The organism is Nonlabens dokdonensis (assembly GCF_002162835.1).
Lineage (GTDB): Bacteria > Bacteroidota > Bacteroidia > Flavobacteriales > Flavobacteriaceae > Nonlabens > Nonlabens dokdonensis_B.
Map to the genome: position 1 here is coordinate 1 of NZ_MAAX01000089.1, position 23,952 is coordinate 23,952.

A 23,952-nucleotide genomic window follows, 5' to 3' on the forward strand; every position below is an offset into this window, starting at 1 on the left:
AATTAGGAATATAAAAAAATTATGAAGTAGCCGCCATTTGCATTAAAATGGTGCATGCAATTGCTCCTATAGTTCCTACCACATAACCAAATACCGCTAGTAAGACACCTACACTGGTAAGTGATGGGTGAAACTCTGATGCGACAATGGGCGCACTTGCAGCACCACCTACATTTGCTTGAGAGCCTACTGCTAGAAAAAAGTAAGGCGATCTAGTAAGCTTAGCAACTAGAATTAATAATCCTGCATGAATTGCCATCCATATAATACCTACAAGTATTAATAACGGATTTTCAACAATTTGAGTGAGATCCATTTTCATTCCTATAGTCGCAACTAGAACATAGATAAATATACTACCTATTTTACTTGCTCCAGTACCTTCATAACTTTTTGCAGGCGTGTAGGATAAAGTAATACCGATTAAGGTTGCAATTGAGATCATCCAAAAGAATTGACTTGTTAGAAAACTCAAATAAATATTGTTTGCAATGCCATCCATGGAGCTCATTATTGAGGATAGATAATTAGCACCTAAATGAGCTACCGCTACAGCCCCAAAACCTATTCCCAGCATTACCATATTATCAGTAAAAGTCGCTTCACGCTTTACACTTTCTGTATAATCAGAGACTCGCTTTTTAAGATCTTCTATAGCTTTACTATCTGCACCAAACCACTGGTCTATTTTTGTGGCCTTTGCAATTCCAAATAATAGAATACCCATCCATAAATTAGCAACTACTATATCCACGAGCACCATACCACCATATTTAGCTTGATTATATTGATATACCTCTAGCATTGCTGTTTGATTTGCGCCGCCACCTATCCAGCTTCCTGCTAGAGTAGATAAGCCACGCCATACGGCATCAAACCCTTCGCCGCCCACAGTTTCTGGAGAAAAAGAACCTACTATAAGAATAGCGATAGGGCCACCTATAACTATTCCTGCTGTACCGGTAAGAAACATGATCAACGCTTTAGGTCCTAGGTTAAAAACCGCTTTGAGATCTATAGATAAGGTCATTAAAACTAACGCTGCAGGTAACAAATAGCGCGATGCCATGTAATAAAGTGAAGAGCTCGCTTCTGTTACAGTGCCATCTTCTGCAACCGTTTTCCATTCTGGAGCTATGATTCCTAAAGAACTTAAAATAGAAGGCAATAAATAACACATCAAAAGAGCAGGAACTATTTTATAAAATTTAGACCAGAAACCATTATTCCTTGAAGAAGAATAGAACACAACTGCCAGGCATATCATTAATAACCCAAATACAATTGTATCACTAGTAATTAATGGAGTGGTATCCTTTACTTTTTCTGCTACTTCTTGAAAAATCATAAATTGCTATTTTGATGTGCTGCAAAATACAATTTTATACGAAGTTGTTTGATAAAGATTCGCTTTCGCGAAAGCGTATTTATTACAGCTTATTTTACAAATCCAACTATAAGTTCTACAAGTCTAGTGCTTAAGGGAAAGTTAGGATTAATTTTACTTTTTGAGGCTTCAATCTCGTCGTCTCCCACAATTTTGAGGACGTGGTTCATGTCTTCAATAATCTCTAAAGTTGCGTCAAGAGTAGTGTCTTTTAATAGTTGAGCTTCTGAGGGATTGCTCATGCGGTTTTTAGAACCATTAACAATTAATACTGGAATTTGAAGTTTTTGTAACTCTACTGCGGGATCATATTTCATCCAGGACTTCATAAATGGCTGCACTTGTGGCCCGATGATAGGGTAAAGATCTCGTTCGATAGCAATTACCGGTTTTTCTGAATTTTTTACTCGTTCAAATGTTTCTTTTGCAACTTTGTCTAATCCTGGTTGTTGTTTTGAAATTTGTTGTACGATAAGTGCATCAATGGACTGTCCAGCGCCATTAATTGAAATAAAACCATCTACATGGTCGTCTATGGCTAGCATTCCTACTAGTGAACCTTGTCCATGGCCAGCGATGTACATTTTTGAAAAACGCTTGTCACTTTTAAAATAGCTAATTATATCATTCACGTCTGTTATGTAGTCACTAAAGAGCGTTTCTTCACTTGACTTGCGGTTTCTCATTTGAGTAAACGTGCGTTTATCATAGCGGTAAGTGGCTACACCATTAGATAAAAGTGAATCAGCTAGTTGCTGGTAGGCATTACTTCTAGTTCTAGGTTCATTACCATTGCGGTCTATAGCACCTTGATCGCCTACTATAATAACTAATGGAACTGGATTTTTATTAGAATCTTTAGGCGTTAGAATGGTGCCTTTAATATTTTCATTGATATTTAATATCGTTAAATTTTCTACAGTTTTTTGTACTGCTTGCTTAGAAAATGGATCTTGTGCGTAAGTGGCTAGTGGTAAGAAAATTAAAAGGAAAAGTAACTTTTTCATGACTTGAGTTAGATCTATATAACAACGATCAAATCTAGTCAATACGTATGCCATATTGAAATTACTCTTGAAAAAAGTAAGTGTGATAAATCTACTATACAGGCTCGCCTGGGAGAAAAAGTAGTCTAGTAATTATTTATAACAGCGGTTCTAAAAAAAAGGATATTACCGCTTAGCGATTTTATTACCAGTAGCTCGCTGCATAGAGCATTTAAAACGGCTCATTTCTGGATCTCGTTGCGCACGGTGTTTTGTCGCTCGACCTTGTACACGCTCACGCCACATTCTGAAACTACTTTCTTTCATCTCACTACGCATGATCATGATCACTTCTTTTTCTGTCACACCAAATTGCGCTTCAATCGCATCAAAAGGAGTACGATCTTCCCAACCCATTTCTATAATACGGTCTATCTGGCGATCATTTAAATTTTCTAAAATGTCTTTTGCTCTTTTTCTAGCCATAATAGTAAAGTCGTTAACACGTGCAATAATTACAAAAGTATGGTGAATAGAGAAGATTTTATTAATGAATTAACAAATGGACTGCTTTAAACCATTATTAATTAGACCGACTTCGACAGGCTCAGTCTGACATTGCATAAAGAAATATTGCTTAGAATGTCAATCTGAGTTTATCGAAGATGTCGTTTTCTCACGAAACTTTAAAATCACTTAATCACCTTCCTAAAAGTTAGATTAATGCGTAAATCAATTTCTCTTTTTGTCTTGGCTATTTGATGTTTATAGGTATGTTGTGTTTGATCTTTCATCAATAATAAAGAGCCGTTTTCTAATAAAAACTTAAACCTCCAGTCTTTATTTTCATTATGTCTTAAATGAAAAAACCGTTCTTGACCTAGGCTTACAGAAGCAATAGTTGGATTTTGTCCTAACTCTGGTTCATCATCTGCATGCCAGCCGTTAGAATCTTGACCGGTGCGATATTGATTGAGTAGACATACGTTGAATTCAGTTCCTGCGGCTTTTTCTACATCGGCTTTAATTTGAGCTAGAGTTTCTGTCCAAGCAAGCGCTTTAAACTTGATGCCGCTGTATCCATAATCTAAGCCTTTGGCGCCATATAACTGTGTGAGCCTTGGTTCGTTATGGGTTTTGCCAAATAGTTTGATTTCATTTTGTCGCCATGGTGTTTCTTCCAGTAAAATCTTTTTTAGAAGTTCCGCTTTCGCGAAAGCGTAAAAAGAACCATCATATACTACCGTAGCGTCTGGTATCATGGGAAAAGGATCTGAAAATAACTTATTATGCATGCATATCAAAATATCGTGTACTGCTAGCAATATACTATGATTGGGACGTATCTTGCATCTTATTAAAATTTATTTATGTATACTTCTCGTATCACTGGAATGGGTAAATATGTTCCAGAAAATGTCGTTACAAATGACGATCTTTCAAAATTAATGGATACTAACGATGCCTGGATTCAGGAACGTACTGGTATCAAAGAGCGTCGTCACATTAAAAAAGGTGATGGTAACACGACTGCGATAATGGGTGTCAAAGCTGCAGAAATTGCTCTGGAACGAGCAAAAGTTTCTAAGGATGACATCGATATGATAGTTTTTGCAACGCTATCTCCAGATTATTATTTCCCTGGTTGTGGAGTACAAGTGCAAAATCTTATGGGTATTCATACTTGCCCAGCACTAGATGTACGTAATCAATGTAGTGGTTTTATCTATGCACTTTCTGTTGCAGACCAATTTATAAAAACGGGAATGTATAAAAACGTTCTTGTGATAGGATCAGAAAACCATAGTGGTGGACTGGACTTTTCTACTCGCGGCCGTGGTGTAACGGTAATTTTTGGGGATGGAGCAGGAGCAGCGGTAGTATCCAGATCAGAAAAAGAAGGTCATGGAATTCTTTCTACACATTTGCATAGTGAAGGAGAGCACGCGCTAGAATTATCATTGAAAGGTCCGTCTACTAATCATTGGGTCCCTCAAATTATAGAGGAGAATCCACAGGAGGACATTCCTTATTATCCTTATATGAACGGTCAGTTTGTATTTAAAAATGCAGTAAGACGTTTCAGCGAGGTAATCATGGAAGGTTTACAAACTAACCAGCTAGAAGTAAGCGATATTGATATGCTTGTACCACATCAAGCTAACTTGCGTATTTCTCAATTTATCCAGAAGAAATTTCAGTTAACAGACGATCAAGTTTACAATAACATCCAGCGTTATGGTAATACAACAGCGGCTTCTATTCCTATTGCTCTATGTGAGGCATGGGAAGATGGCAAAGTAAAAGAAGGTGATACGGTGGTTCTTGCAGCTTTCGGTAGTGGATTTACTTGGGGTAGTGCTATTATGAGATGGTAAGGAGACGTTTGCTTTACAAGTTTTTACATTTTTTGATGGTAAAAAAATATTATTGATTTTACCTAAATAAATACAAAAAAAAACATCCTTGAAAAAGGATGTTTTTTTAATATACAAATTAATATTATGCAGTAAGTGGAGCGTCCAAAGGATCTGTTTCTGGACAGTGATTATGATTATAATAATGTCCAAAATAAAACTCAGTTCTTTCTTCTAGTTTCTCAACTTCAAATTGATCTGCTAATTCTAGATAATCTTTCATAAGTAAGTGATTTATAAGTTTAAGTAGCGTAAAGGTCCGTATATTTAAAGGCACTAGCAAGCTACATTTACCTAAGTTTCAAAATAATAGATTAAGTGTAGGAATAATCTGTTAACTACTCTTTAGGATAATCTTATTAGAAAATAGATGTTCTTAATAACATGGTATACAGCTTTAAAAGTAAGAAAATTCTGTAATCACTTTCTATTTTTAACTTTAGATTTGATTAGGTTAAAAACATATTTACCTAAAATGAAATAAACAATACCGTGAAAAATGAAAAGCGGTGACACCTGTAATTCCTGCCAGTTAAGAGTAATTAAGTGGTAAAGTAGGGTAGACAATTCTTTAGGAAACAAAAGAAAGCTATTCCATTGATCAATGACTAAAAAGTATATATAGAATAGAACAAAGCCTAGGTTGATAATGCTATAACTCAATATAAACAACTCTGTTTTTGTATGTGCTTTTAACTTTGACCATCTACCGGTAAATAAATTCAATAGATTATATTTTCCTTTTTGTTGTAAATTAGGGATGCTCAACGCATCGCTTAATATCCAGTAACCGTCTGATCTTACAAATGGATATAACTGGTAAACACCATCTATAATTATTAAAATGCTTACAGTTAAAAATATTTTGTTTTCTGTAAAATAGTAAATACCGTACATTATAATGGCATACAAACATTGATTAAATGCTCCGGCTAGATTTGCAATAATTCTTTGCTGCTTTGTTGCAGTCCATAGATTAGAAATATCTGAATAAAATACGGGAAAAATTAAATAGATCCCGAGGCCTATTTCCCCATTTTTAATGCCAGCAGGTCTACAAGCTGCTACATGCCCTAATTCATGAATAAATACCACTGGAAGTGCGAGAAGAATTAGGTGAATTACGTTTTCAAAAGGTGAGTTTAAATCATAAATATCGATATAACCTACTACAATGGTTGCACATATAATAGATAGGATTGTAAATAAATACCAGAAATATGTTGCTTTAAAAAAGTATGAAAAAGGTAAGGCTAAGGCAGCAGCTGCATTTGCAGGCAGTAACTTGATTTTGCTTTTTACATAAGCATTAGTTTTAATAATTTTTGAGTCACCTTTTAATAATCCCAGACCTTTCAATCGGTCTTTTAAAAAATCTAAAAAACTCTCTTTGGATAAATTACTTTCAAACGTTGTATTAAACACTAACAGAGCTTCGTCTATGGTTTCCTCCACCGTTAAAATCTCTATCAACTGTTTTGTAGATTTATTTATATAAAAATGACCTTGCTTTGTTGTTAAAACATACTTCAAAGTATTATCATATTTTTTAATTGAGTAATTATTGATCAACATGTTATTTCTGTTGTTTGAGTTTTGCTCTATTGATAAGGGTATTTATCAGTTCAATTTTTTTACCGATTTTATCAATCAATCCATCTATAAAGGATTCTAGTTGAAAGAGTTTTAAATCTGTTGTAATATTTTTTGACTCATTCAGTTTTTTAAGACCATATCTTAATAAGTCTTCAGCAGTTCCAGATACGTAGAATAATTGTAACTTTAGATGTTCTTGCTTCTCAGTTAAAACAATGTTTTCTGAATCAATTAGCTCTTTTAATGTTGATTGTGGATAGGTCCAAATGTCATTTTCAGAATCCTCAGCAAAATCTTCTATGTCATCGTAAATCTGCATCGCTATGAATATGTTTTGAACACATTTTAAAACTTGTCGTTCTTTATGTTCAGTGTTTAGTTCACTTTTATTAAGCATGAACATACTCACTACTAAAAACTCAGCGAGAGCATGTTTTCCTTTTGCTATTCTTTCAAAAGATATACTATCAATGATTGTTTTCTCTGATGATATGGCACGCTCTTCAAAAATAGCTTCAAAGTATTGTGTTTTATAAATTCGATACTTTTCCCAAAACTGCAAGTTGTTCTTAAAAAGACTATACAATTCTATTGTAGAAAGTTCAATAGCACTGGTTGCCTCAATCACTCGATTTTTATAGGAATCGTTCTCAAAATGGTCTATTCCTCTATCAACAACTTTATCGATAAATAAAATATAATTATAAAATGAAGAAGCGGCTATTGCTAATTTTGATAATTGATTTTTATCTATGTCCTCCATTAGAGGATATATATATTCTATAAGTTTAATAAAAAAATCAGAACTATCCTCGTTAAGCCTATCGGTAAATATATCTTGTAACAGTAGTTTTTTAAAATCTTCAGCGTCTAATGAGTTTAAATAACTTGTAGTAAGTTCTTTTATCATGTAAGTTAATTTGGATAAAAGTAAAATTATTTCATGGATATAATAAGAATGATATAAAATATTAAATATGGATTAATCTTGATGCCAAGATCAATCAATAGGTGCTTATTTTCTTGATAGCGTTTATGGAAACTCTCGCTTATTGAAATAGGTTAAAAACAAAATCCCAAGCCTGCAAGCTTGGGATTTCTAAATCGTACAATAACACTAACCATTAATTATGAACTATACGATTATGTTTGCTGTCAGAAACTTATAAAAGAGTCCGACAGACTTTAACCTTTTTGAATTTTTCTTTTTCATAAAATTCACCAAATAAATCAGAAGGATTTATCAAGTCCTTCAATTAAAAGACGATGGATTTTGTATATTGTTACACAGCAAATCATAAATAATGTCTAAAAAAACTTTAGTACTAGGTGCTTCTCTTAAAGAACAACGTTATTCTAATATTGCGATCTACAGATTGCGTAAATTTAATATAGAAACTGTAGCTATAGGGTTACGTGAAGGAATGGTAGATGATGTGAAGATTCACAAAGAATTGATCCCTTTTCTAGGAATAAACACGGTAACATTATATTTAAATCCTACACGGCAAGAGCAATATTATGATTATATAATAAGTCTTCAACCAGAACGAGTGATCTTTAATCCTGGAACTGAAAATCCAGCACTTTACCAGTTGCTTTCTAAGAATAATATAAAAAGTGAAGTCGCTTGTACGCTGGTTATGCTGGGGACAAATCAGTATTAGAATTTTGATTTGTAAAAGTAGCAGCAAGCAACAAACCTAAAAAGGTTACAAAGCCATTGAGTAATAAAATAAAGAAACCAAATTCAAATCCATAACGACTCGCTCGACTACTTATACCAAAAGCGATAAATGGCGATAGAATCGCTATAACCGGTGTGATCTTATGATGCACTTGAAGCTTTGTAAGAATCCCAAAACTGAACAATCCTAACAGCGGTCCATAAGTATAACCAGCAAAAACAAATAGCTTATTAATCACGCTGGCATCTTTGATCAGATACTCAAAACTTACAATTACAAGTATCAATGCTAGAGAAAACCCTACGTGAACCAGTTTTCTAATCCAGCGTTGCTTTTTCTCTTCATAGTTTTGCTCTAATCTTAAGATGTCTACAGAGAACGATGTTGTTAAGGAAGTAAGCGCACTATCTGCGCTTGAATAGGCCGCTGCAACTAGACCTAGAATAAAAACCAGCCCTATTCCTATACCTAAATTACCATCTAATGCGATTGCTGCAAATAATTTGTCTTTGGTGGCTGTTAATTGTTCCGCTTTCGCGAAAGCGGTAAGTAAAACACCTAGTCCTAAAAAGATAAGATTTACAAAGGTCAACACAATCGTAAACCAAAACATGTTTTTTTGAGCATCACCAAGACTGCGACAGGTTAAGTTTTTTTGCATCATATCTTGATCAAGACCAGTCATTACAATAGCAATAAATGCACCAGCAAAAAATTGTTTGAAGAAATACTGTCCACTTTTCCAATCATCAAAAAAGAAGATCTGGGACAAATCGCTATCAGAAATGAATCCAGTTATTTCTCCCATGCCGTTGAGATCTAAACTGCCAGAAATGTAATATATCGCTACACCTACAGCAATTAACATGAAAAGCGTCTGTAAAGTATCGGTCCAGACTATGGTTTTAATACCAGATTTGAATGTGTATAACCAGATCAGAATTACCGTAAAAGTTACCGTTTGCCAAAACTCAACGCCCATACTCTCAAAAACAAACTCTTGTAAGACACCAGCAACCAGATACAATCTAAAACTGGCACCTACCACACGAGAAAGAATAAAGAAACTTGATCCGGTAAACTGCGCAGCACTTCCATACCTGTCGTTGAGGTAACTATAAATAGAAGTAAGATTCATTTTATAATACAGAGGTAAAAGAACCGTACCTATTACTAGATAACCGACTATGTAGCCTAGAACTACTTGAAAATAATTCATCGCGCCTTCTTCTACAGCTCCGGGAACAGAGATAAAAGTTACACCACTAAGTGATGCACCTATCATTCCAAAGGCTACAATAAACCATGGAGAAGATCTATTACCTCTAAAGAAAGTAGCGTTATCACTTTTGCGGCCTACAATAAAAGAAATCGCTACTAGAACAGCAAAATAGCAAGCAATGGTAATGAGGATTTGGGTAGAAGTCACGTAATTGTATTATTTGCGGCTAAGGTAAGAAGACCTTTTAAATTTAAATCTAAGTTGAAATTTAAACTTAAAATTAGCTTGAAAATTTTAGATTCTTATGGAACCGGATCATAACCTTTGCCGCCCCAAGGATGACAACTAAAAATACGTTTTAATGCTAGCCAGCCACCTTTAAAAGCGCCGTGTTTGATAAGAGCTTCTTTAGAATATTGAGAACAAGTAGGAGAGTAGCGACAACTAGCAGGTGTAAAAGGCGATATCACAGATTGATAAAACCTGATCATCAATAAAAAAGGATATGCTAGTATTTTTTTCATGAATCCTGCTTCATTTCAGTTTTTGTTTCAACTTTGCATTCAGAAGAAAATACCAGCTTTTTGGGCTTGGGAAAAGATTTCAAATCTAAATGTTCATAGCCGAAGGCGGAATAAACCTCAACTTTTAATTCCTAGCTCACAACTCACCAACTTACTCACTCCACACTATAACTAGTCCCATCAACGCCATCTTTAAGGGCAATTCCAGCAGCAGCCAGTTCATCTCTTATTTTATCACTCGTACTCCAGTCTTTATTTGCTCGTGCAGTAGCTCTTAAGTCAATAATCAATTTCATGGCGCCGTCCAGTCCTTTGTTTAAAGAACCACCAGTTTCTTCTTGAGCGTTTTGTAATCCTAAAATATCGTAGAAAAATGCATTCATACCTGTAGAAAGATCATCAAGATCCTCTTTTGTAATAGTAGCATTTCCATCATTAATGGTATGAATCATTTTCACTGCGTCAAAAAGCTCTGCGACAAGAATAGGTGTGTTGAAATCGTCATTCATCGCTGCGTAACATTTACTTTTCCATGATGCCACGTCTACGCTTGAGGTTTTAGAAATTGGTAATTGATTCATTAACTTCATCGCTTCAGTAAGACGGTTAAAACCTTTTTCGGCAGCCAGTATCGCATCGTTACTAAAATCAAGAATCGATCTATAATGAGCTTGCATCATAAAGAAACGCACCACGCTTGGACTAAAAGCTTTTTGCATGAAATCATTATCACCAGTAAAAAGCTCTACAGGTAAAATACTATTCCCAGTCGATTTTGACATTTTCTGGCCGTTTAAAGTCAGCATATTTGCATGCATCCAGTAGTTTACTGGGCTATGGCCATGTGCTGCCTCACCTTGGGCAATCTCACACTCGTGATGTGGGAATTTAAGATCCATTCCGCCACCGTGTATATCAAAAGTTTCACCTAGATATTTAGAACTCATTACCGTACATTCCAAATGCCAACCAGGGAATCCATCACCCCATGGACTAGGCCATCTCATAATATGTTCTGGACTCGCTTTTTTCCAAAGAGCAAAGTCGGCTGGATTTGATTTATCACTTTGTGCCGCTAGCTCACGAGAATTTGCCATCATATCTTCCAGATTGCGGCCGCTCAGTTTCCCGTAGTGATGATCTTTATTAAATTTTACTACATCAAAATAAATGGAGCCATTTTTCTCATAAGCATAGCCATTATCGATGATCGTTTTAATAATTTCTATTTGCTCTACAATATGACCAGTTGCAGTAGGTTCAATACTAGGCGGGAACGCGTTAAATTGCTTCATCACTGTATGAAAATCGATCGTGTATTGTTGAACGACTTCCATAGGCTCGATTTTCTCTAGCCTTGCTTTTTTTGAGATTTTGTCTTCTCCTTGATCAGCATCATCAGTTAAATGTCCGGCATCAGTAATGTTACGCACATAGCGTACTTTATAACCTAGGTGTTTTAAATACCTAAAAATCATATCAAAGCTAATGAACGTGCGGCAATTTCCTAAATGCACATTGCTGTAAACCGTAGGTCCACAAACGTACATTCCTATGCGGCCTTCGGTAATCGATTGGAAAACCTCTTTTTCACCGTTCATAGAATTGTAAATCCTTAATTCATTGTTTTGATAAAGTGACATGACTTATTTTTTGTGATGTTGATGGTGTTGATCTCGCTTTCGCGAAAGCGAAATAATTGTAAATCTTCTCTTCAAAAATAACAGTAAATTTCTCAAATTACTTGGGTCCAAGTTAAGAAGGAGATAGTACTCGAAGATGGAGAATGATTTAAAACTTTGTGTCCATTTTTATGTAGTCGAGAAACTCTCTCTTAACAGCTGGATCTTTAAATTTACCGCCAAATTCTCCAGTCACCGTGCTGCTTTCAATATCGCGTATACCGCGACTGTTAACACACAGGTGTTTTGCATCTATAATACAAGCGACATCTTCAGTATTCATAACTTGTTGTAATTCTCTTACAATCTGTATGTTAAGGCGTTCTTGAACTTGTGGTCGTTTTGCATAATAATCTACAATACGATTCATTTTAGAAAGTCCTACCACGCTACCATTTGAGATATAAGCAACGTGTGCACGACCTACGATAGGAAGTAAGTGATGCTCGCAAGTAGAGTAAACAACGATGTCTTTTTCTACGAGCATTTCATTGTATTTGTATTTGTTCTCAAATGTGCTGGCACTAGGTTTTCTATCTGGGCGTAAACCTCCGAAAATTTCATTGACAAACATTTTTGCAACACGATTAGGTGTTCCTTTAAGACTATCGTCTGTCATGTCCATTCCTAAGGTTTCTAGAATATGATGAACATCTTTTTTAATAGATGCAATTTTATCTGCATCGCTCATGTCAAAGGCATCAGGACGTAATGGGGTTTGCTCGTTAGAAGATAAGTGATCGTTATCTTCTATATTTTCTAATAGATCTTCAATTTTCATACGGGAAATACTCTTAAAAGCAGCAATTATTTTAATGCAAATTTACAAATAGTAGGTCTTAAAAGCATTATATATTGTCAATAACAGTAAAGTTTTGGGAAATATCGTTAAGCTATAGTTAACAAATTTTCTCATATTTGTTAATTACAAAAAAGCACCTTTTATCCAAAATTGTTAATGATGAAAAGAATTCTCAGCCTATTGCTTTTGTGTTGTACTGTGTTCACGTACGCTCAAAGTAATATCAACATGATTCCTAATCCAGATCCTTCTAATCCATTTGCCTTATATACTGGCTGTGGCGTTTCTACCTTTAACGATGATGGAGGTAACACAAATTATTCTAACAACTTTAGTGGCGTAGCGGTTTTTTGCCCAATCATATCTACAGATAGAATGATATTAGATTTCAGGACACTGGATATTGAGGTGAATGATGTGTTAACTATTTATGATGGTGACGATACTACAGCGCCTGTCTTAGCAACGATTACAGATACAAATATTCCTCCTGGAGCATTTCAAGCAAGTCCAGGAAACCCTACAGGATGTTTAACTGTTCAATTTGTCTCCGACGGTTCTGGAAACGCTAGTGGCTGGAGAGCAGCGAGAAGGTGTTTTGACCCTTGTCAATCAATTACCACAAATATCACAACAACACCTGCCATAAGTCCTGACGGGATATTGAGAATTTGCCAGGGTGATACAGTAACATTTGATGGTCAGGCAACCTTTGGCGTAGATGGAACTGGTGCAACTTATCAATGGGATCTAGCAAATGGTGGTGGATTGAATCCGGGACAAGTTCAAACAGAAACCTACGCTGCAACAGGTATCTATCAAACCAGATTTATAGTAACTGACGCTAGTGGATGTTCTGATCGTGAAGATATAGATTTAGTGGTACAAGTTTCAAGTGATCCAGATTTTACAGGTACCTCTGCTGCAGATTCTCAAATATGTTTTGGAGAGTCCACTACGCTGTCAGGAGTTGTTACTCCTCAAGAGTTTGTAATTCCAGTGTCACCACCTGTAACAGGAAGAACATTTTTACCAGATGGTAGTGGTGTAAGTTATACTACTTGTGTGGATGTAGATTTATTTGAACCAGGAGCAGTTATTACCAATGCTTCTAACATTATAGATATTTTTGTAAACATGGAACACTCCTACCTAGGGGATTTACAGCTTACAATTACTGCACCTAATGGTTCAAGTGTAGATTTACATCAGTATTCAAATGGAGGATCAACATTCTTAGGAGTTCCTATTGATGATGACTCTAATAGAAATCCAGGTGCTGGTTTTGATTACGTATTTACCGAAACAGCTGCTCAAACATGGGCTCAAGCCGCAACAGGAAACTCCACAATACCAGCAGGAGATTATTTACCTGTAAATCCATATAGCAATTTTATAGGCTCTTCCATAAATGGCCAGTGGTGTATTACAATTACTGATAATTTAGGATCTGATAATGGTTATATTTTTTATTGGGGAATAAATTTTGACCCAGCTATCATACCAAGTGATCTTTCTTTTACTCCGGTAGTTACTGCAGAAGCCTGGCAACCTAGTCCAGATATTACAAGTACTACTGGTAATACCATTACTGTTACTCCAACAGCAGCTGGACAAAATTGTTATACATATGAAATGACTGATAATCATGGTTGCACATATGTAGAACAAGTTTGTATAGATGTGTCTCCAGAGATTTTGTCCTCAGCACCGGAAGATATCATTTTGTGTAATACAACAGGTTCTAATAATGTGGATTTAACTCAAAATGATGCTGTTATATTAAATGGTTTATCTACAACAGAACATGTAGTAACCTATCATAGTACTCAAAGTGATGCAGAAAACGGGATTAATGCCATCACAAACGCTACGGCGTTTCCTATAGCAGCTCCACCTATGACGGTATTTTCTGCTATTACAAATACGACTACTAATTGTATTGTTGTAGATAGTTTCATCCTAGATATTATAGATTTAAACACATTAATTATTCCAGATTATGAGCAATGTGGACCTATTTCAAATTTTGATTTGGTCTCGTATGTTTCTTCAGCACTTAGTTCTGGCGGGAGTGGAGCCTCTAATTTTACATTAGAGTTTTATACTAGTTTATCAGATGCTCAAAATCAGATAAATCCAATTCTAGATCCTACAATGTATAATTTATCCATTGGTAGTGAAACTATATATGTTAGAATAGTTAGTACAACAGACTCTAGTTGTAGTTCAATATCTCCATTTAGTCTGACCGCTGGGTTTGTACCAGTAGCAAATGCTGTCGCTAATATGGAAACTTGTGACGATGCTACTAATGATGGAGAAGAGGTCTTTGCGTTGGATTCTCAAAATGCTGCAATCTTAAACAATCAAACTGCTACAGTTACCTATCATTTAACACAAGCTGACGCTGATAGCGGTAATGCTCCTTTGAATGCCACAAGCTATCAAAACATAAGTAACCCACAAATAATTTATGCTCGTGTAACTGATAACGGTCCTCAAATGTGTTCTTCAACCACATCTTTTAATCTAATTGTAAATAGAACGGGCGTAGTCAGTCTTGTAAATGATCTTATTACTTGTGACGATGCTAATGACGGTATGGAACAGTTTGATCTTACCACACAGCTTAATGATATATTGGGTACTCAAATTGTAGCTAATTATAACGTAACTTTCTACACATCGCAAACAGATGCAGACTCAAGAGTTAATGAAATTAATAACCCATCAACATATACAGCTGTTTCAACGACTGGGGCGCAGAGAATTTATATCAGAGTAGAAAATAGTGCTAGTTCAGACTGTTACTCAACAGATTTCTTTGACTTAGTTTTGAGTGCCACACCGGTGGCAAACTCCATTTCAGATGTTATAGTATGTGACGATTTGAGTAATGATGGATTTGAAGATTTTGTTTTGGGAAATAATGATGCGCAAATTTTGCTCGCTCAAGATCCAACTGTATTTTCCGTGAGTTATTATACCTCTCAAGCAAATGCAGATGCAGGTAGTAATCCTTTGTCACCAACTTCATATACAAATGTTTCATCTCCTGAAACAATTTTTACACGTATAGAAAATATATCTAATCCAGATTGTTTTGAGACAACTACATTTGACCTAATTGTAAATGAATTGCCTAGAATAAGTACTGCTCCAGATATTACTTTATGTGATGATCCTAGTGGCGATGGAGTCGAGTCATTTGATTTAACTCAAAATAATGCTGCCATTCTAAATGGTTTGAACCCTTCAGATTATACGATTGAATACAGTAATGCTTTAGGTGTTATTACCTCACCTTATACTAATTCTGGTAGTCCTGAAACGGTTACTGTTACGGTATTAAATAATTTGACGAGCTGTGAGAGTACCACAACATTTAATTTAATTGTTGATCCAGTGCCTGCCACTATCGCTCCTTTTACTGTTGAAGAGTGTGATGATGATGGTGATGGTGCTGCAGTGTTTGTTTTAGGTGATTTCGATAGTCAAATCATAAGCGGGCAGTCAGCTGTCATAATAACGTATCACGATTCTCAAGCAGATGCATTCTCTGGTTCCAATGCGCTAGATACTAGCATTTATGAAAACACAAGTGCTATGCAAACTATTTATTATAGATTAGAAAACAGCGGCTCTGGATGTTTTTCTATAGGTGAATTTATCATTGATTCAGTAGGAGCTCCGCTAGCTGTTGTGCCTACGCCACTTGAAGCATGTGACGACGGTAATGGCAATGCACTTGTAGATGTTAATCAAGCAGATGCTGAGGTCACTGCAGGACAGACAGGTTCTACGGTTGTTTATTACCTAAATCAATCAGATGCTGATGATGAAGTTAATGGTATTACAGGCGATTTTAATTACAGCTCTAATACCACTTTAATTGCAAGGGTAGATGATGATAATACGGACTGTTTCAGTTTTACGACTTTAGATTTAATTATCAATCCATTACCAGCACCTTCTTTGCTAGATCAATATATTCTTTGTCTAGATGAAAATGGTAATCCAGTAAATGGTTCTGTTACTCTTGATACTACTTTAAATGATGCCGAATATACTTTTGACTGGAGTAGGGATGGAGCTCCTATAGCGGCCACTACTGCTTCAATTGACATAGTAGATGGTGGTGATTATGAAGTTATAGCTACAAGAATAGCCACAGGCTGTGAAAACACGGCTACAACTAATGTAAGAGTTTCTAGTGTTCCAGATGTATATGATATTGATATCACAACAGACCCTTTTGATAAAGAACATCACGTAATAGTTACTGCCCAAGGTCTTGATGAATATTGGTACCGCCTAGACGATGGTCCTTATGTGAACTCAGGAATTTTTAATAATGTCTCATCTGGTCCTCACTCAATTACAATTGCAGAGCGCAGTGGTTGTGGAGAAATAGTTGTAGATATTTTTGTCTTTGGTTATCCAGATTATTTCACGCCTAATTCAGACGGGATTCACGATACATGGAATATTATAGGTGGAGACCTTCTTCCTGGTACTAAATTGTACATATTTGATAGATATGGTAAGTTCATAAAACAATTATCTCCTAATGGAATAGGATGGGATGGAACCTATAATGGACAACCTTTACCTAGCAGTGATTATTGGTTCAAAATTGAATATGAATTTGATGGCGTACAACGAGAGGCTTCGGGCCACTTCGCCATGAAACGATAATCGCAATCTCAAGATATGAGCGAACAAAAAAAACCACCTAATTTCAGGTGGTTTTTTTATAAATCCGCTTTCGCGAAAGCGAGATAAAAATAATTTTAAAGATTGAAACCTAATGTAAATACTATGTTATCCATACTATTTTGAACACCAGCGCGAGTGTCTAGTCCGGTGTCAAAAAGCTGTTGAGAGAAATCTCTTTCTGAGCGATCATAAGAAATGTCTAAAACTGTCTTACCCCATGTATAACCTATTCCTAAACTATATCCTGTAAGATCACCCATGATAGCCTCGTTTTCATAAGGAGATTCCTCCATACGGTAACCACCTCTAAGAGTCCAGTTGTTAATTCTATATTCTCCACCTATTCTTATGGATGCAGCCCGTTGGAGGTTTTCACTAGCAAAACTATTGTTGTCTCTAAAAAGGCTGCTGTCATCAGGATTAAATCTAAGCTGACTATAGTCACGAGAACTGTAATCAATACTTAATAAACCTTGTTTACCAAAGATATATGCCAGACTACCAGTAACGCTTCCTGGAGATCGTAACCTGTAGGGTTCAAATAAATTAAGTATTTCAGGCCTAACAACTGCTGTAGATCCATTTGTGCTAGAAGTTGCAATATCTTGTATCTGAGATTCTTCAACGGTATACCATGTAGGCGATTCATAAGTGGCTCCTACTCTTAAGCTGTTAGTTAATTTACCTATTAAACCTAATTGAAATGAAAAACCGTTTGCATCGGTAAATAGAGAATTATTAAATCTAACGTTATCTATGGAAGCGTCTGTATTAGAATTATTTTCCTGAATACTAGTAAATCTTTCCGTACTAATTACGTGAGAATTTAAGTTGATTCCTAAGCTCCATTTATTATCTAACTCGAGCGCACCGTTAAAACTTATCTTACTGCTATAGCCGCTTGTTTGTACGAGGTAATCCTGATTAAAACTACCGGTTCCAGTATTACTCACGTAATTAGTGTTATCTATATCACTATCATCAGTTGAGTCAAGAAGAAATGATTCATAGCCTAAAAAGCCTTGTTGCGCGCCAAATCCAAATTCCTGCCCTAAAAATTGATATAACTCGCTCACGGTTTCTTCTGGTCGTACAACAAAATTATCTAAAGCTATACCATTAGCATTGTTAAGGAAATATTGAGATACAGATACAGGGCTTGTGCCTCGAGCGTTAATGGAGTTGTCAAAATTACGGTTAAGATCATAATTGAGACTTAACGCAAATTTTGAGATCTTACGATTATCTGCACTTTCAAAAACTAAAACTCCACCAGCTTGGTTAAGATTAACGTCGTTTATTGAGGTGTTAGTTGTGTTGTCAAAATAATTGGTGTCATTTTCATTACCAGTAATGGCTAAGGAGAGTCCTGCATAGTTATTGGCAAATACCACAGAGCTTGCTGGATTAGAACCTATAGAGCTTAAATCACCTCCTAAAGCCCCAAAGGCACCGCTTAAACCTCTGAAACGAGCTGTTCCTTTCAAGTCTTGACCAGTGTATAATAATCCGTCTGCTACTGATTGAGCGTTACTAAAAAGCGCGCCAGCAATTAGCGCGCTTAAAATTAAAACCTTTTTCATTTTTTAAAATGTTTATTTAAATATTATCCTCTTCTACCAGAAGATCTTCCTGAAGAACTGCTAGATCCAGATGATCTTGAACTAGAACCGCTAGACCTCATGGTTCCAGAAGAGCGACTAGATGATCTTGAAGATCTCATTGTGCCAGAAGATCTACTTGAAGAAGATCTTGAAGATCTCATTGTTCCCGAAGAACGACTAGAAGATCTAGATGATCTCATTGTTCCCGAGGATCTATTTGAAGAAGATCTGCGCGTTGTAGCGCTTCTACTAGTTCTTGGGTTTGAAGACCTTACTCTCGTCGAAGATCTACCATTAGTTGCAGAGGATCTTCTATTTCCTTCAGTACTTCTTCCATAGTTTGAACTTCTACTGTTACTTACGGCTCTTCCTCTATTGTTATAAGACAATGCTTGTCCTCTTGCACTTCTTCCTGTATTTTGATAAGAGTATCCTCTAATATTATTGCCTCTAAAGTTGTTATTCCAGCCCCAACCAGTATTCCATCTGTATCCTTGATTCCATGCCCAGCCAGCATTCCAAGCATAAGGACTATTCCATCCCCATCTTCTGTTCCATACATTGTTCCAGCCGAAGTTTCCGCCCCAAGCTAATCCATTACCCCAACCGAAGCCACCCCAACCTAAAGGTCTGTTCCAGCCCCAGCCAAATCCATTACCCCAAGAATAGCCATAATTCCATCCAAAACTATTGTTCCAACCAAATCCGTTATTCCAAGCGCCCCAGCCCCAACCATTATCAATATAATTGACAGTTACTTGAGAAGGGTTTGTTCCCCAGCCTGGTTCTCCGCCACCATAACTTGCAGTGTAATTAGGGTCAGACTCATCATAACCAGTAGAAGAATAAGATTCTACATCTGTAAAAACTTCTTCTTGTTGAAAGTTATTTCCATGACTTTCTGCACCTTGTTTAAACAAAGATTCATAATAAGCAGAGGATCCATCTTCATAGATCACCTCGTTATCTTGCTGTATATTCTGATTTAATGATGCATTGTTATTTTCATCATCACTATAAATACCGTCATTGTAAGAAACGCTTTGATATGAACCACATGAGACTGTTATTACAGCAAGAACTAGCATTGTTGAAATTTTATAGAAAAGCGATTTTTGTAGAATTAAATTTTTCATGACGATTTTATTTGATAGCGTTTAATAAAAATAAGTAGTTTTGTCCAGCATTAAAAGCATTTAACAAACTTACTAGAAAGGAGCAAGTTTTATGCCAAACAAACAATTATGGGTAAAAACCTAACAAGTAGGAGTGAAGATTATTCAAAATGGTACAATGAACTGGTAGTTCAAGCAGATCTTGCAGAAAACAGTGCTGTAAGAGGCTGTATGGTGATCAAGCCATACGGATATGCAATTTGGGAAAAAATGCAGGCAGAGTTAGATCGCATGTTCAAAGAGACAGGACATCAAAATGCTTATTTCCCACTTTTTGTTCCCAAAAGTCTATTTGAAGCTGAAGAAAAAAATGCAGAGGGCTTTGCTAAAGAATGCGCCGTTGTTACTCACTATAGATTAGAAAATGATCCGGATAAACCTGGTAAATTAAGAGTTGATCCTAATGCTAAATTAGAAGAGGAATTAGTAGTACGACCTACAAGTGAAGCTATTATCTGGAATACTTATAAAGGTTGGATTCAATCTTATAGAGATTTACCACTACTCATTAATCAATGGGCAAATGTAGTGCGTTGGGAAATGCGTACCAGGCTATTTTTACGCACCGCTGAGTTTTTGTGGCAGGAAGGACATACCGCTCATACTACAAAAAAAGAAGCTCTTGAAGAAGCCGAGCAAATGAACAATGTATATGCAGAGTTTGCCGAAAACTTCATGGCTATACCTGTTATAAAAGGATTGAAAACAGAGAGCGAGCGTTTTGCAGGAGCAGATGAGACCTACTGTATTGAAGCTTTAATGCAAGATGGTAAAGCCTTACAAGCTGGAACCAGTCACTTTCTAGGTCAGAATTTTGCTAAAGCCTTTGATGTAAAGTTTACTTCAAAAGAGGGCAAGCAAGAATATGTTTGGGCAACCTCTTGGGGCGTTTCTACCAGGCTCATGGGTGCTTTAATTATGACACATAGTGATGATAAAGGTCTTGTGCTGCCGCCTAATTTAGCTCCTAATCAAGTAGTGATTGTACCTATTTTTAAAAATGAAGAACAATTAGATGCGATCAAAATTGTAGTTAATGGGATAATGAAGGATTTAAGAGGTCTAGGTGTAACTGTTAAGTTTGATTCACGTGATACACTAAGGCCAGGAGCAAAGTTTGCCCAGCATGAACTTCAAGGTGTACCGTTAAGGATTGCAATAGGTGCGAGAGATCTTGATAATGGTACTGTAGAATTAGCTCGTAGAGACACTTTGTCTAAAGAAACTACTTCTATAGAAGGTATAGCTAGTAAGGTTCAGGGATTATTAGATGAGATTCAAAATTCACTTCATAAAAAAGCTTTAGATTATAGAGATAGCCATATCACAAAGGTTAATAGCTTTGAAGAGTTTAAAGACGTGTTAGAGAATAAAGGAGGTTTCATTTCAGCTCACTGGGATGGTACTACTGAAACTGAAGATAAAATTAAAGAACTTACTAAAGCAACTATTAGATGTATTCCTATAAATGCTGTGGAAGAGGTAGGTGCTTGTATATTAACAGGTAAGCCTTCAACAAAGCGAGTTTTATTTGCAAAAGCATATTAATTTTGAAATTTTTTTTAATTCTTTGTTGCAGAATTAAAAAAAGTGTTTATTTTTGCAACCGCTAAAACGAGCAAAATTAATGGCCCGTTCGTCTATCGGCTAGGACGCATGGTTTTCATCCATGTAAGAGGGGTTCGATTCCCCTACGGGCTACAAATTAAATCGATCTTTAATTAGATCAAGTTTTATAAGATATGGCAAATCACAAAAGTGCTTTAAAAAGAATACGTAGAAACGAAGCTGCTAGAGTAAGAAATAAATACCAGCACAAAACTACGCGTAATGCAATTAAGAAATTAAAGGAAACTGAAGACAAGTCTACAGCTGAAAAGCTTCTTGTTGAGATTTATTCTATGATTGATAAACTTGCAAAGAAAAATATTATTCATTCTAACAAAGCAGGTAACTTAAAATCAAAGTTGACTAAACAAGTAAATGCAATGTCTTAATTGACTTACAACATTTTTTAAAAGCCTTTCATTTAATGAAAGGCTTTTTTATTATAACAAAGTTTGTTTTAGAGTTCGCTTTCGCTAAAGCGTAACTATAGTACAAATATATTTAGAATTGTTGTAAGTACACTATAAGCATTTACGTATTAAACAAAAAAAGCTCTTGATGTTTCACAAGAGCTTTTGTTTTATGAGTTTGATACAGCTTATCTTAAACGTATTCCAAAAGAAACATGTTTTTGCTCTAGTGGAGAACTATCTAAGATATTGTTTAATCCATAGGTAATAAAAAATTGAGCGTTATTCCAGCCGGCATGAGCACTTAATCCATATTGAAATGCGTTTACTTCAAAATCGTTAGTCAAAGTAGAGGTAACATCACGTCCTTCTCTGTCGTATTTTATCTCTTGAGAAGTCATGGTCACATATCCTATATAACCGCCTATTCCTGCAACAAAAGGGTCATCTCCACCGTAACGTTTAATCCCGTCTTCGTATTCTTTGAGCTCGCGTTTACCAAATTCTATATGAACCGGTGCGACAAAACTAAATTGTGTAAATCTAGAACGGTCTAAGTCAAAAGGAGCGTTAACAAGATTAGTAATACTGTTCTGTGTCTCAAAAATACGATCATCATTTAATCTTAATGTCTGAGTGCGTAAGTTAAGACCATAAGTAAGTCTAAATAGATCATCTTTCTTATTCAATCTAGTAGAGAATTCAAGTCCTACATCAAACATTCCTGAGCCCCAGAATCGGTAATCTTCTCCTATACCATTACCATCGCCCAGAGCTTGATTAAATCCAAAGGCTAAAAGTAATTTTGTATTTGTAAACACAGTTTCTTTATCTCTTCTTGAGGAGTCAAATGAATCGAGAAAGTCGTAAGGTGCTTCATGAAGTTCATTGTCCTTTTCACTTTCTTCTTGTGCAAAAGTAAATGCGCTAATTAGTGCGATCGAAATAAATAGAAGTTTTTTCATGTTATATTATTTTAGATTAAAATTATTTTTAAAATGAATTGCAGATTAGTCATTTGAATTCTTTTTAAACATGGAAAACTCTTGAACTAGTCAAGAGCTTACCAGGCTAATTTAATAGTATATTCTTATTGAAATCTAATCCCAAATGCGACATATTGAGCATCAACAGATCCCGATTTGAACACATTGTTTAAGTTCATCCTTCCAAAAACGGTGATATCTCCTTTACCTACATACGCATCCAGCCCATAAAGAAATGTTTCATTATCAAAATTATTCACTCTAGTTTCTTTGATCTCTCTACCATCTAGTTCATATTTCAGCTTTAATCTGGAGGACATATTAAAACCTATAAATCCACCGATACCAAATTTCCACTTGTCATAATTTTCAAACCTTACACGACCATCTTCATATTCTTTTCTTTCACTGCCACCGATTTCTAGATGTAATGGGAATACTAACTGGTCTTGTCTAAATTTTGCTTTGTCAGCGTTAAAACCTAAGCTTGCTATTTGTGCTTGATCTCCCTGGGTAATAAACCTGTTTCCATTTAACTCTGTTCCATGAGATTGGTATTCTACTCCATATACTGCTCTTAAATTATTATTCTTGTCTAAACGTGTTTTCCATTGAAAACCAATTGCAAAGTAATTGTTATTTGCATAACTAAAATCGTTGATATCTAAATTATCTCCATTCATAAAATTATAGGCAAATGAAAGCGTTAATCCTGAATCAGTGTTTTGATATTGCTGATACTCTCTATCTTTATTCTTGTTGCGGAATCTTATGAACTGCTTTGTTCCTATTTCTAACATAGCGCCACCTTCGTATGAAAACTTACCGTTTTTTCTAACATAATCTTCTTCGAGCATGGCATACTGCTCGTAATACTTAATATTTAACGCAGTACGTTCAGCAGCTGTTTTTTTAAGTTCTTCAGCTTTTTCTTTAGTGATTTTATTTTTTTCTAGTTTTTCATTGATTGCTTTAATGGTGTATTTTAAAGCTTCTTTTTCGTCTTTAATATTTTGTTCCTTTTCTTCAAGTAAATCTGCAATTCTAGCATTTATGGAGATCGAGTCTTGCTTGATTTCATTTTGTGCATGCACTTTTACAAATGATGTAAAACTTATTAAAAAGCTTAAAGTGAGTATTAAT

At 35.6% G+C, this 23,952-nt stretch carries 20 protein-coding genes and 1 tRNA gene; 6 read left to right on the forward strand and 15 right to left on the reverse strand.

From position 1 onward, the window contains the following. Nucleotides 1-19 precede the first annotated feature (19 nt). From A9Q93_RS05480 to A9Q93_RS05495, 4 genes are all read right to left on the reverse strand, one after another. The gene (locus A9Q93_RS05480) at nucleotides 20-1,348 is read right to left on the reverse strand and encodes a DUF819 domain-containing protein (RefSeq protein WP_303686375.1); all 1,329 of its coding nucleotides are present in this window, start codon (nucleotides 1,346-1,348) and stop codon (nucleotides 20-22) included. An 89-nt stretch (nucleotides 1,349-1,437) separates the two neighbouring features. Continuing rightward, nucleotides 1,438-2,394: an alpha/beta hydrolase gene (locus A9Q93_RS05485; RefSeq protein ID WP_303686376.1), complete on the reverse strand. Its 957-nt coding sequence runs from the start codon at nucleotides 2,392-2,394 to the stop codon at nucleotides 1,438-1,440. A gap of 165 nt (nucleotides 2,395-2,559) precedes the next feature. Next, nucleotides 2,560-2,859, reverse strand: a complete 300-nt coding sequence (locus A9Q93_RS05490; RefSeq protein ID WP_303686377.1) for a TIGR03643 family protein — start codon at nucleotides 2,857-2,859, stop codon at nucleotides 2,560-2,562. A 206-nt stretch (nucleotides 2,860-3,065) separates the two neighbouring features. After that, nucleotides 3,066-3,668: an alpha-ketoglutarate-dependent dioxygenase AlkB gene (locus A9Q93_RS05495; RefSeq protein WP_303686378.1), complete on the reverse strand. Its 603-nt coding sequence runs from the start codon at nucleotides 3,666-3,668 to the stop codon at nucleotides 3,066-3,068. Nucleotides 3,669-3,743: 75 nt separating this feature from the next. On the opposite strand from A9Q93_RS05495, the gene A9Q93_RS05500 reads away from it, so the two are divergent. Further along, the gene (locus A9Q93_RS05500; protein ID WP_303686379.1) at nucleotides 3,744-4,751 is read left to right on the forward strand and encodes a 3-oxoacyl-ACP synthase III family protein; all 1,008 of its coding nucleotides are present in this window, start codon (nucleotides 3,744-3,746) and stop codon (nucleotides 4,749-4,751) included. A gap of 124 nt (nucleotides 4,752-4,875) precedes the next feature. Here the strand turns inward: A9Q93_RS05500 and A9Q93_RS05505 are convergent, their stop codons facing one another. From A9Q93_RS05505 to A9Q93_RS05515, 3 genes are all read right to left on the reverse strand, one after another. Next, entirely contained in the window at nucleotides 4,876-5,013 is a 138-nt protein-coding gene (locus A9Q93_RS05505; protein WP_303686380.1) for a hypothetical protein, read from the reverse strand. A 197-nt stretch (nucleotides 5,014-5,210) separates the two neighbouring features. Then, nucleotides 5,211-6,323: a site-2 protease family protein gene (locus tag A9Q93_RS05510; RefSeq protein ID WP_303686381.1), complete on the reverse strand. Its 1,113-nt coding sequence runs from the start codon at nucleotides 6,321-6,323 to the stop codon at nucleotides 5,211-5,213. A 43-nt stretch (nucleotides 6,324-6,366) separates the two neighbouring features. Further along, nucleotides 6,367-7,296, reverse strand: coding sequence for a hypothetical protein (locus tag A9Q93_RS05515; protein ID WP_303686382.1), 930 nt, complete (start codon nucleotides 7,294-7,296; stop codon nucleotides 6,367-6,369). 394 nt (nucleotides 7,297-7,690) lie between these two features. Between A9Q93_RS05515 and A9Q93_RS05520 the strand changes: the two genes are divergently transcribed. Next, nucleotides 7,691-8,053: a CoA-binding protein gene (locus tag A9Q93_RS05520; protein ID WP_303686383.1), complete on the forward strand. Its 363-nt coding sequence runs from the start codon at nucleotides 7,691-7,693 to the stop codon at nucleotides 8,051-8,053. Here A9Q93_RS05520 and A9Q93_RS05525 read toward each other — a convergent pair. The 4 genes from A9Q93_RS05525 to folE form a co-directional block, all read right to left on the reverse strand. Continuing rightward, the gene (locus A9Q93_RS05525; protein WP_303686384.1) at nucleotides 8,028-9,503 is read right to left on the reverse strand and encodes a sodium:solute symporter; all 1,476 of its coding nucleotides are present in this window, start codon (nucleotides 9,501-9,503) and stop codon (nucleotides 8,028-8,030) included. The genes A9Q93_RS05520 and A9Q93_RS05525 overlap by 26 nt on opposite strands. A 95-nt stretch (nucleotides 9,504-9,598) precedes the next feature. Next, complete coding sequence (yidD, locus tag A9Q93_RS05530; protein ID WP_303686385.1) at nucleotides 9,599-9,820, reverse strand: membrane protein insertion efficiency factor YidD; 222 nt, start codon at nucleotides 9,818-9,820, stop codon at nucleotides 9,599-9,601. 155 nt (nucleotides 9,821-9,975) lie between these two features. Then, the gene (cysS, locus tag A9Q93_RS05535) at nucleotides 9,976-11,463 is read right to left on the reverse strand and encodes a cysteine--tRNA ligase (protein WP_303686386.1); all 1,488 of its coding nucleotides are present in this window, start codon (nucleotides 11,461-11,463) and stop codon (nucleotides 9,976-9,978) included. 148 nt (nucleotides 11,464-11,611) lie between these two features. Next, nucleotides 11,612-12,283 (reverse strand): GTP cyclohydrolase I FolE, encoded by a 672-nt coding sequence (gene folE, locus A9Q93_RS05540; RefSeq protein ID WP_303686387.1) that lies wholly within the window; start codon nucleotides 12,281-12,283, stop codon nucleotides 11,612-11,614. A 177-nt stretch (nucleotides 12,284-12,460) separates the two neighbouring features. Between folE and A9Q93_RS05545 the strand changes: the two genes are divergently transcribed. Next, on the forward strand, nucleotides 12,461-17,005 hold the full coding sequence (locus tag A9Q93_RS05545; RefSeq protein WP_303686388.1) for a T9SS type B sorting domain-containing protein: 4,545 nt from the start codon (nucleotides 12,461-12,463) through the stop codon (nucleotides 17,003-17,005). 95 nt (nucleotides 17,006-17,100) lie between these two features. Here the strand turns inward: A9Q93_RS05545 and A9Q93_RS05550 are convergent, their stop codons facing one another. Together A9Q93_RS05550 and A9Q93_RS05555 are read right to left on the reverse strand one after the other, a co-directional pair. Beyond that, complete coding sequence (locus A9Q93_RS05550; RefSeq protein ID WP_303686389.1) at nucleotides 17,101-18,609, reverse strand: OmpP1/FadL family transporter; 1,509 nt, start codon at nucleotides 18,607-18,609, stop codon at nucleotides 17,101-17,103. A 23-nt stretch (nucleotides 18,610-18,632) separates the two neighbouring features. Next, nucleotides 18,633-19,766 (reverse strand): hypothetical protein, encoded by a 1,134-nt coding sequence (locus A9Q93_RS05555; RefSeq protein ID WP_303686390.1) that lies wholly within the window; start codon nucleotides 19,764-19,766, stop codon nucleotides 18,633-18,635. A gap of 108 nt (nucleotides 19,767-19,874) precedes the next feature. Between A9Q93_RS05555 and proS the strand changes: the two genes are divergently transcribed. From proS to rpsT, 3 genes are all read left to right on the forward strand, one after another. Further along, nucleotides 19,875-21,353: a proline--tRNA ligase gene (gene proS, locus A9Q93_RS05560; RefSeq protein WP_303686391.1), complete on the forward strand. Its 1,479-nt coding sequence runs from the start codon at nucleotides 19,875-19,877 to the stop codon at nucleotides 21,351-21,353. Nucleotides 21,354-21,434: 81 nt separating this feature from the next. Next, nucleotides 21,435-21,506 (forward strand) — tRNA-Glu (locus tag A9Q93_RS05565). 41 nt (nucleotides 21,507-21,547) lie between these two features. Continuing rightward, on the forward strand, nucleotides 21,548-21,802 hold the full coding sequence (gene rpsT, locus A9Q93_RS05570; RefSeq protein ID WP_303686392.1) for a 30S ribosomal protein S20: 255 nt from the start codon (nucleotides 21,548-21,550) through the stop codon (nucleotides 21,800-21,802). 209 nt (nucleotides 21,803-22,011) lie between these two features. Here the strand turns inward: rpsT and A9Q93_RS05575 are convergent, their stop codons facing one another. Together A9Q93_RS05575 and A9Q93_RS05580 are read right to left on the reverse strand one after the other, a co-directional pair. Further along, nucleotides 22,012-22,788 carry a hypothetical protein gene (locus A9Q93_RS05575; RefSeq protein WP_303686393.1) on the reverse strand — a complete coding sequence of 259 codons (777 nt, stop codon included), beginning with the start codon at nucleotides 22,786-22,788 and terminating at the stop codon, nucleotides 22,012-22,014. Between the two features lie 125 nt (nucleotides 22,789-22,913). Continuing rightward, nucleotides 22,914-23,952, reverse strand: a 1,039-nt coding sequence (locus A9Q93_RS05580; RefSeq protein ID WP_303686394.1) for a hypothetical protein, incomplete at its 5' end; no start/stop codon positions are given.

Coding starts and splice junctions, on each gene's coding strand:
- A9Q93_RS05480 (WP_303686375.1), bottom strand. CDS start 1,348: ATGATTTTTCAAGAAGTAGCAGAAAAAGTAAAGGATACCACTCCATTA.
- A9Q93_RS05485 (WP_303686376.1), bottom strand. CDS start 2,394: ATGAAAAAGTTACTTTTCCTTTTAATTTTCTTACCACTAGCCACTTAC.
- A9Q93_RS05490 (WP_303686377.1), bottom strand. CDS start 2,859: ATGGCTAGAAAAAGAGCAAAAGACATTTTAGAAAATTTAAATGATCGC.
- A9Q93_RS05495 (WP_303686378.1), bottom strand. CDS start 3,668: ATGCATAATAAGTTATTTTCAGATCCTTTTCCCATGATACCAGACGCT.
- A9Q93_RS05500 (WP_303686379.1), top strand. CDS start 3,744: ATGTATACTTCTCGTATCACTGGAATGGGTAAATATGTTCCAGAAAAT.
- A9Q93_RS05505 (WP_303686380.1), bottom strand. CDS start 5,013: ATGAAAGATTATCTAGAATTAGCAGATCAATTTGAAGTTGAGAAACTA.
- A9Q93_RS05515 (WP_303686382.1), bottom strand. CDS start 7,296: ATGATAAAAGAACTTACTACAAGTTATTTAAACTCATTAGACGCTGAA.
- A9Q93_RS05520 (WP_303686383.1), top strand. CDS start 7,691: ATGTCTAAAAAAACTTTAGTACTAGGTGCTTCTCTTAAAGAACAACGT.
- yidD (WP_303686385.1), bottom strand. CDS start 9,820: ATGAAAAAAATACTAGCATATCCTTTTTTATTGATGATCAGGTTTTAT.
- cysS (WP_303686386.1), bottom strand. CDS start 11,463: ATGTCACTTTATCAAAACAATGAATTAAGGATTTACAATTCTATGAAC.
- folE (WP_303686387.1), bottom strand. CDS start 12,283: ATGAAAATTGAAGATCTATTAGAAAATATAGAAGATAACGATCACTTA.
- A9Q93_RS05545 (WP_303686388.1), top strand. CDS start 12,461: ATGATGAAAAGAATTCTCAGCCTATTGCTTTTGTGTTGTACTGTGTTC.
- A9Q93_RS05550 (WP_303686389.1), bottom strand. CDS start 18,609: ATGAAAAAGGTTTTAATTTTAAGCGCGCTAATTGCTGGCGCGCTTTTT.
- A9Q93_RS05555 (WP_303686390.1), bottom strand. CDS start 19,766: ATGAAAAATTTAATTCTACAAAAATCGCTTTTCTATAAAATTTCAACA.
- proS (WP_303686391.1), top strand. CDS start 19,875: ATGGGTAAAAACCTAACAAGTAGGAGTGAAGATTATTCAAAATGGTAC.
- rpsT (WP_303686392.1), top strand. CDS start 21,548: ATGGCAAATCACAAAAGTGCTTTAAAAAGAATACGTAGAAACGAAGCT.
- A9Q93_RS05575 (WP_303686393.1), bottom strand. CDS start 22,788: ATGAAAAAACTTCTATTTATTTCGATCGCACTAATTAGCGCATTTACT.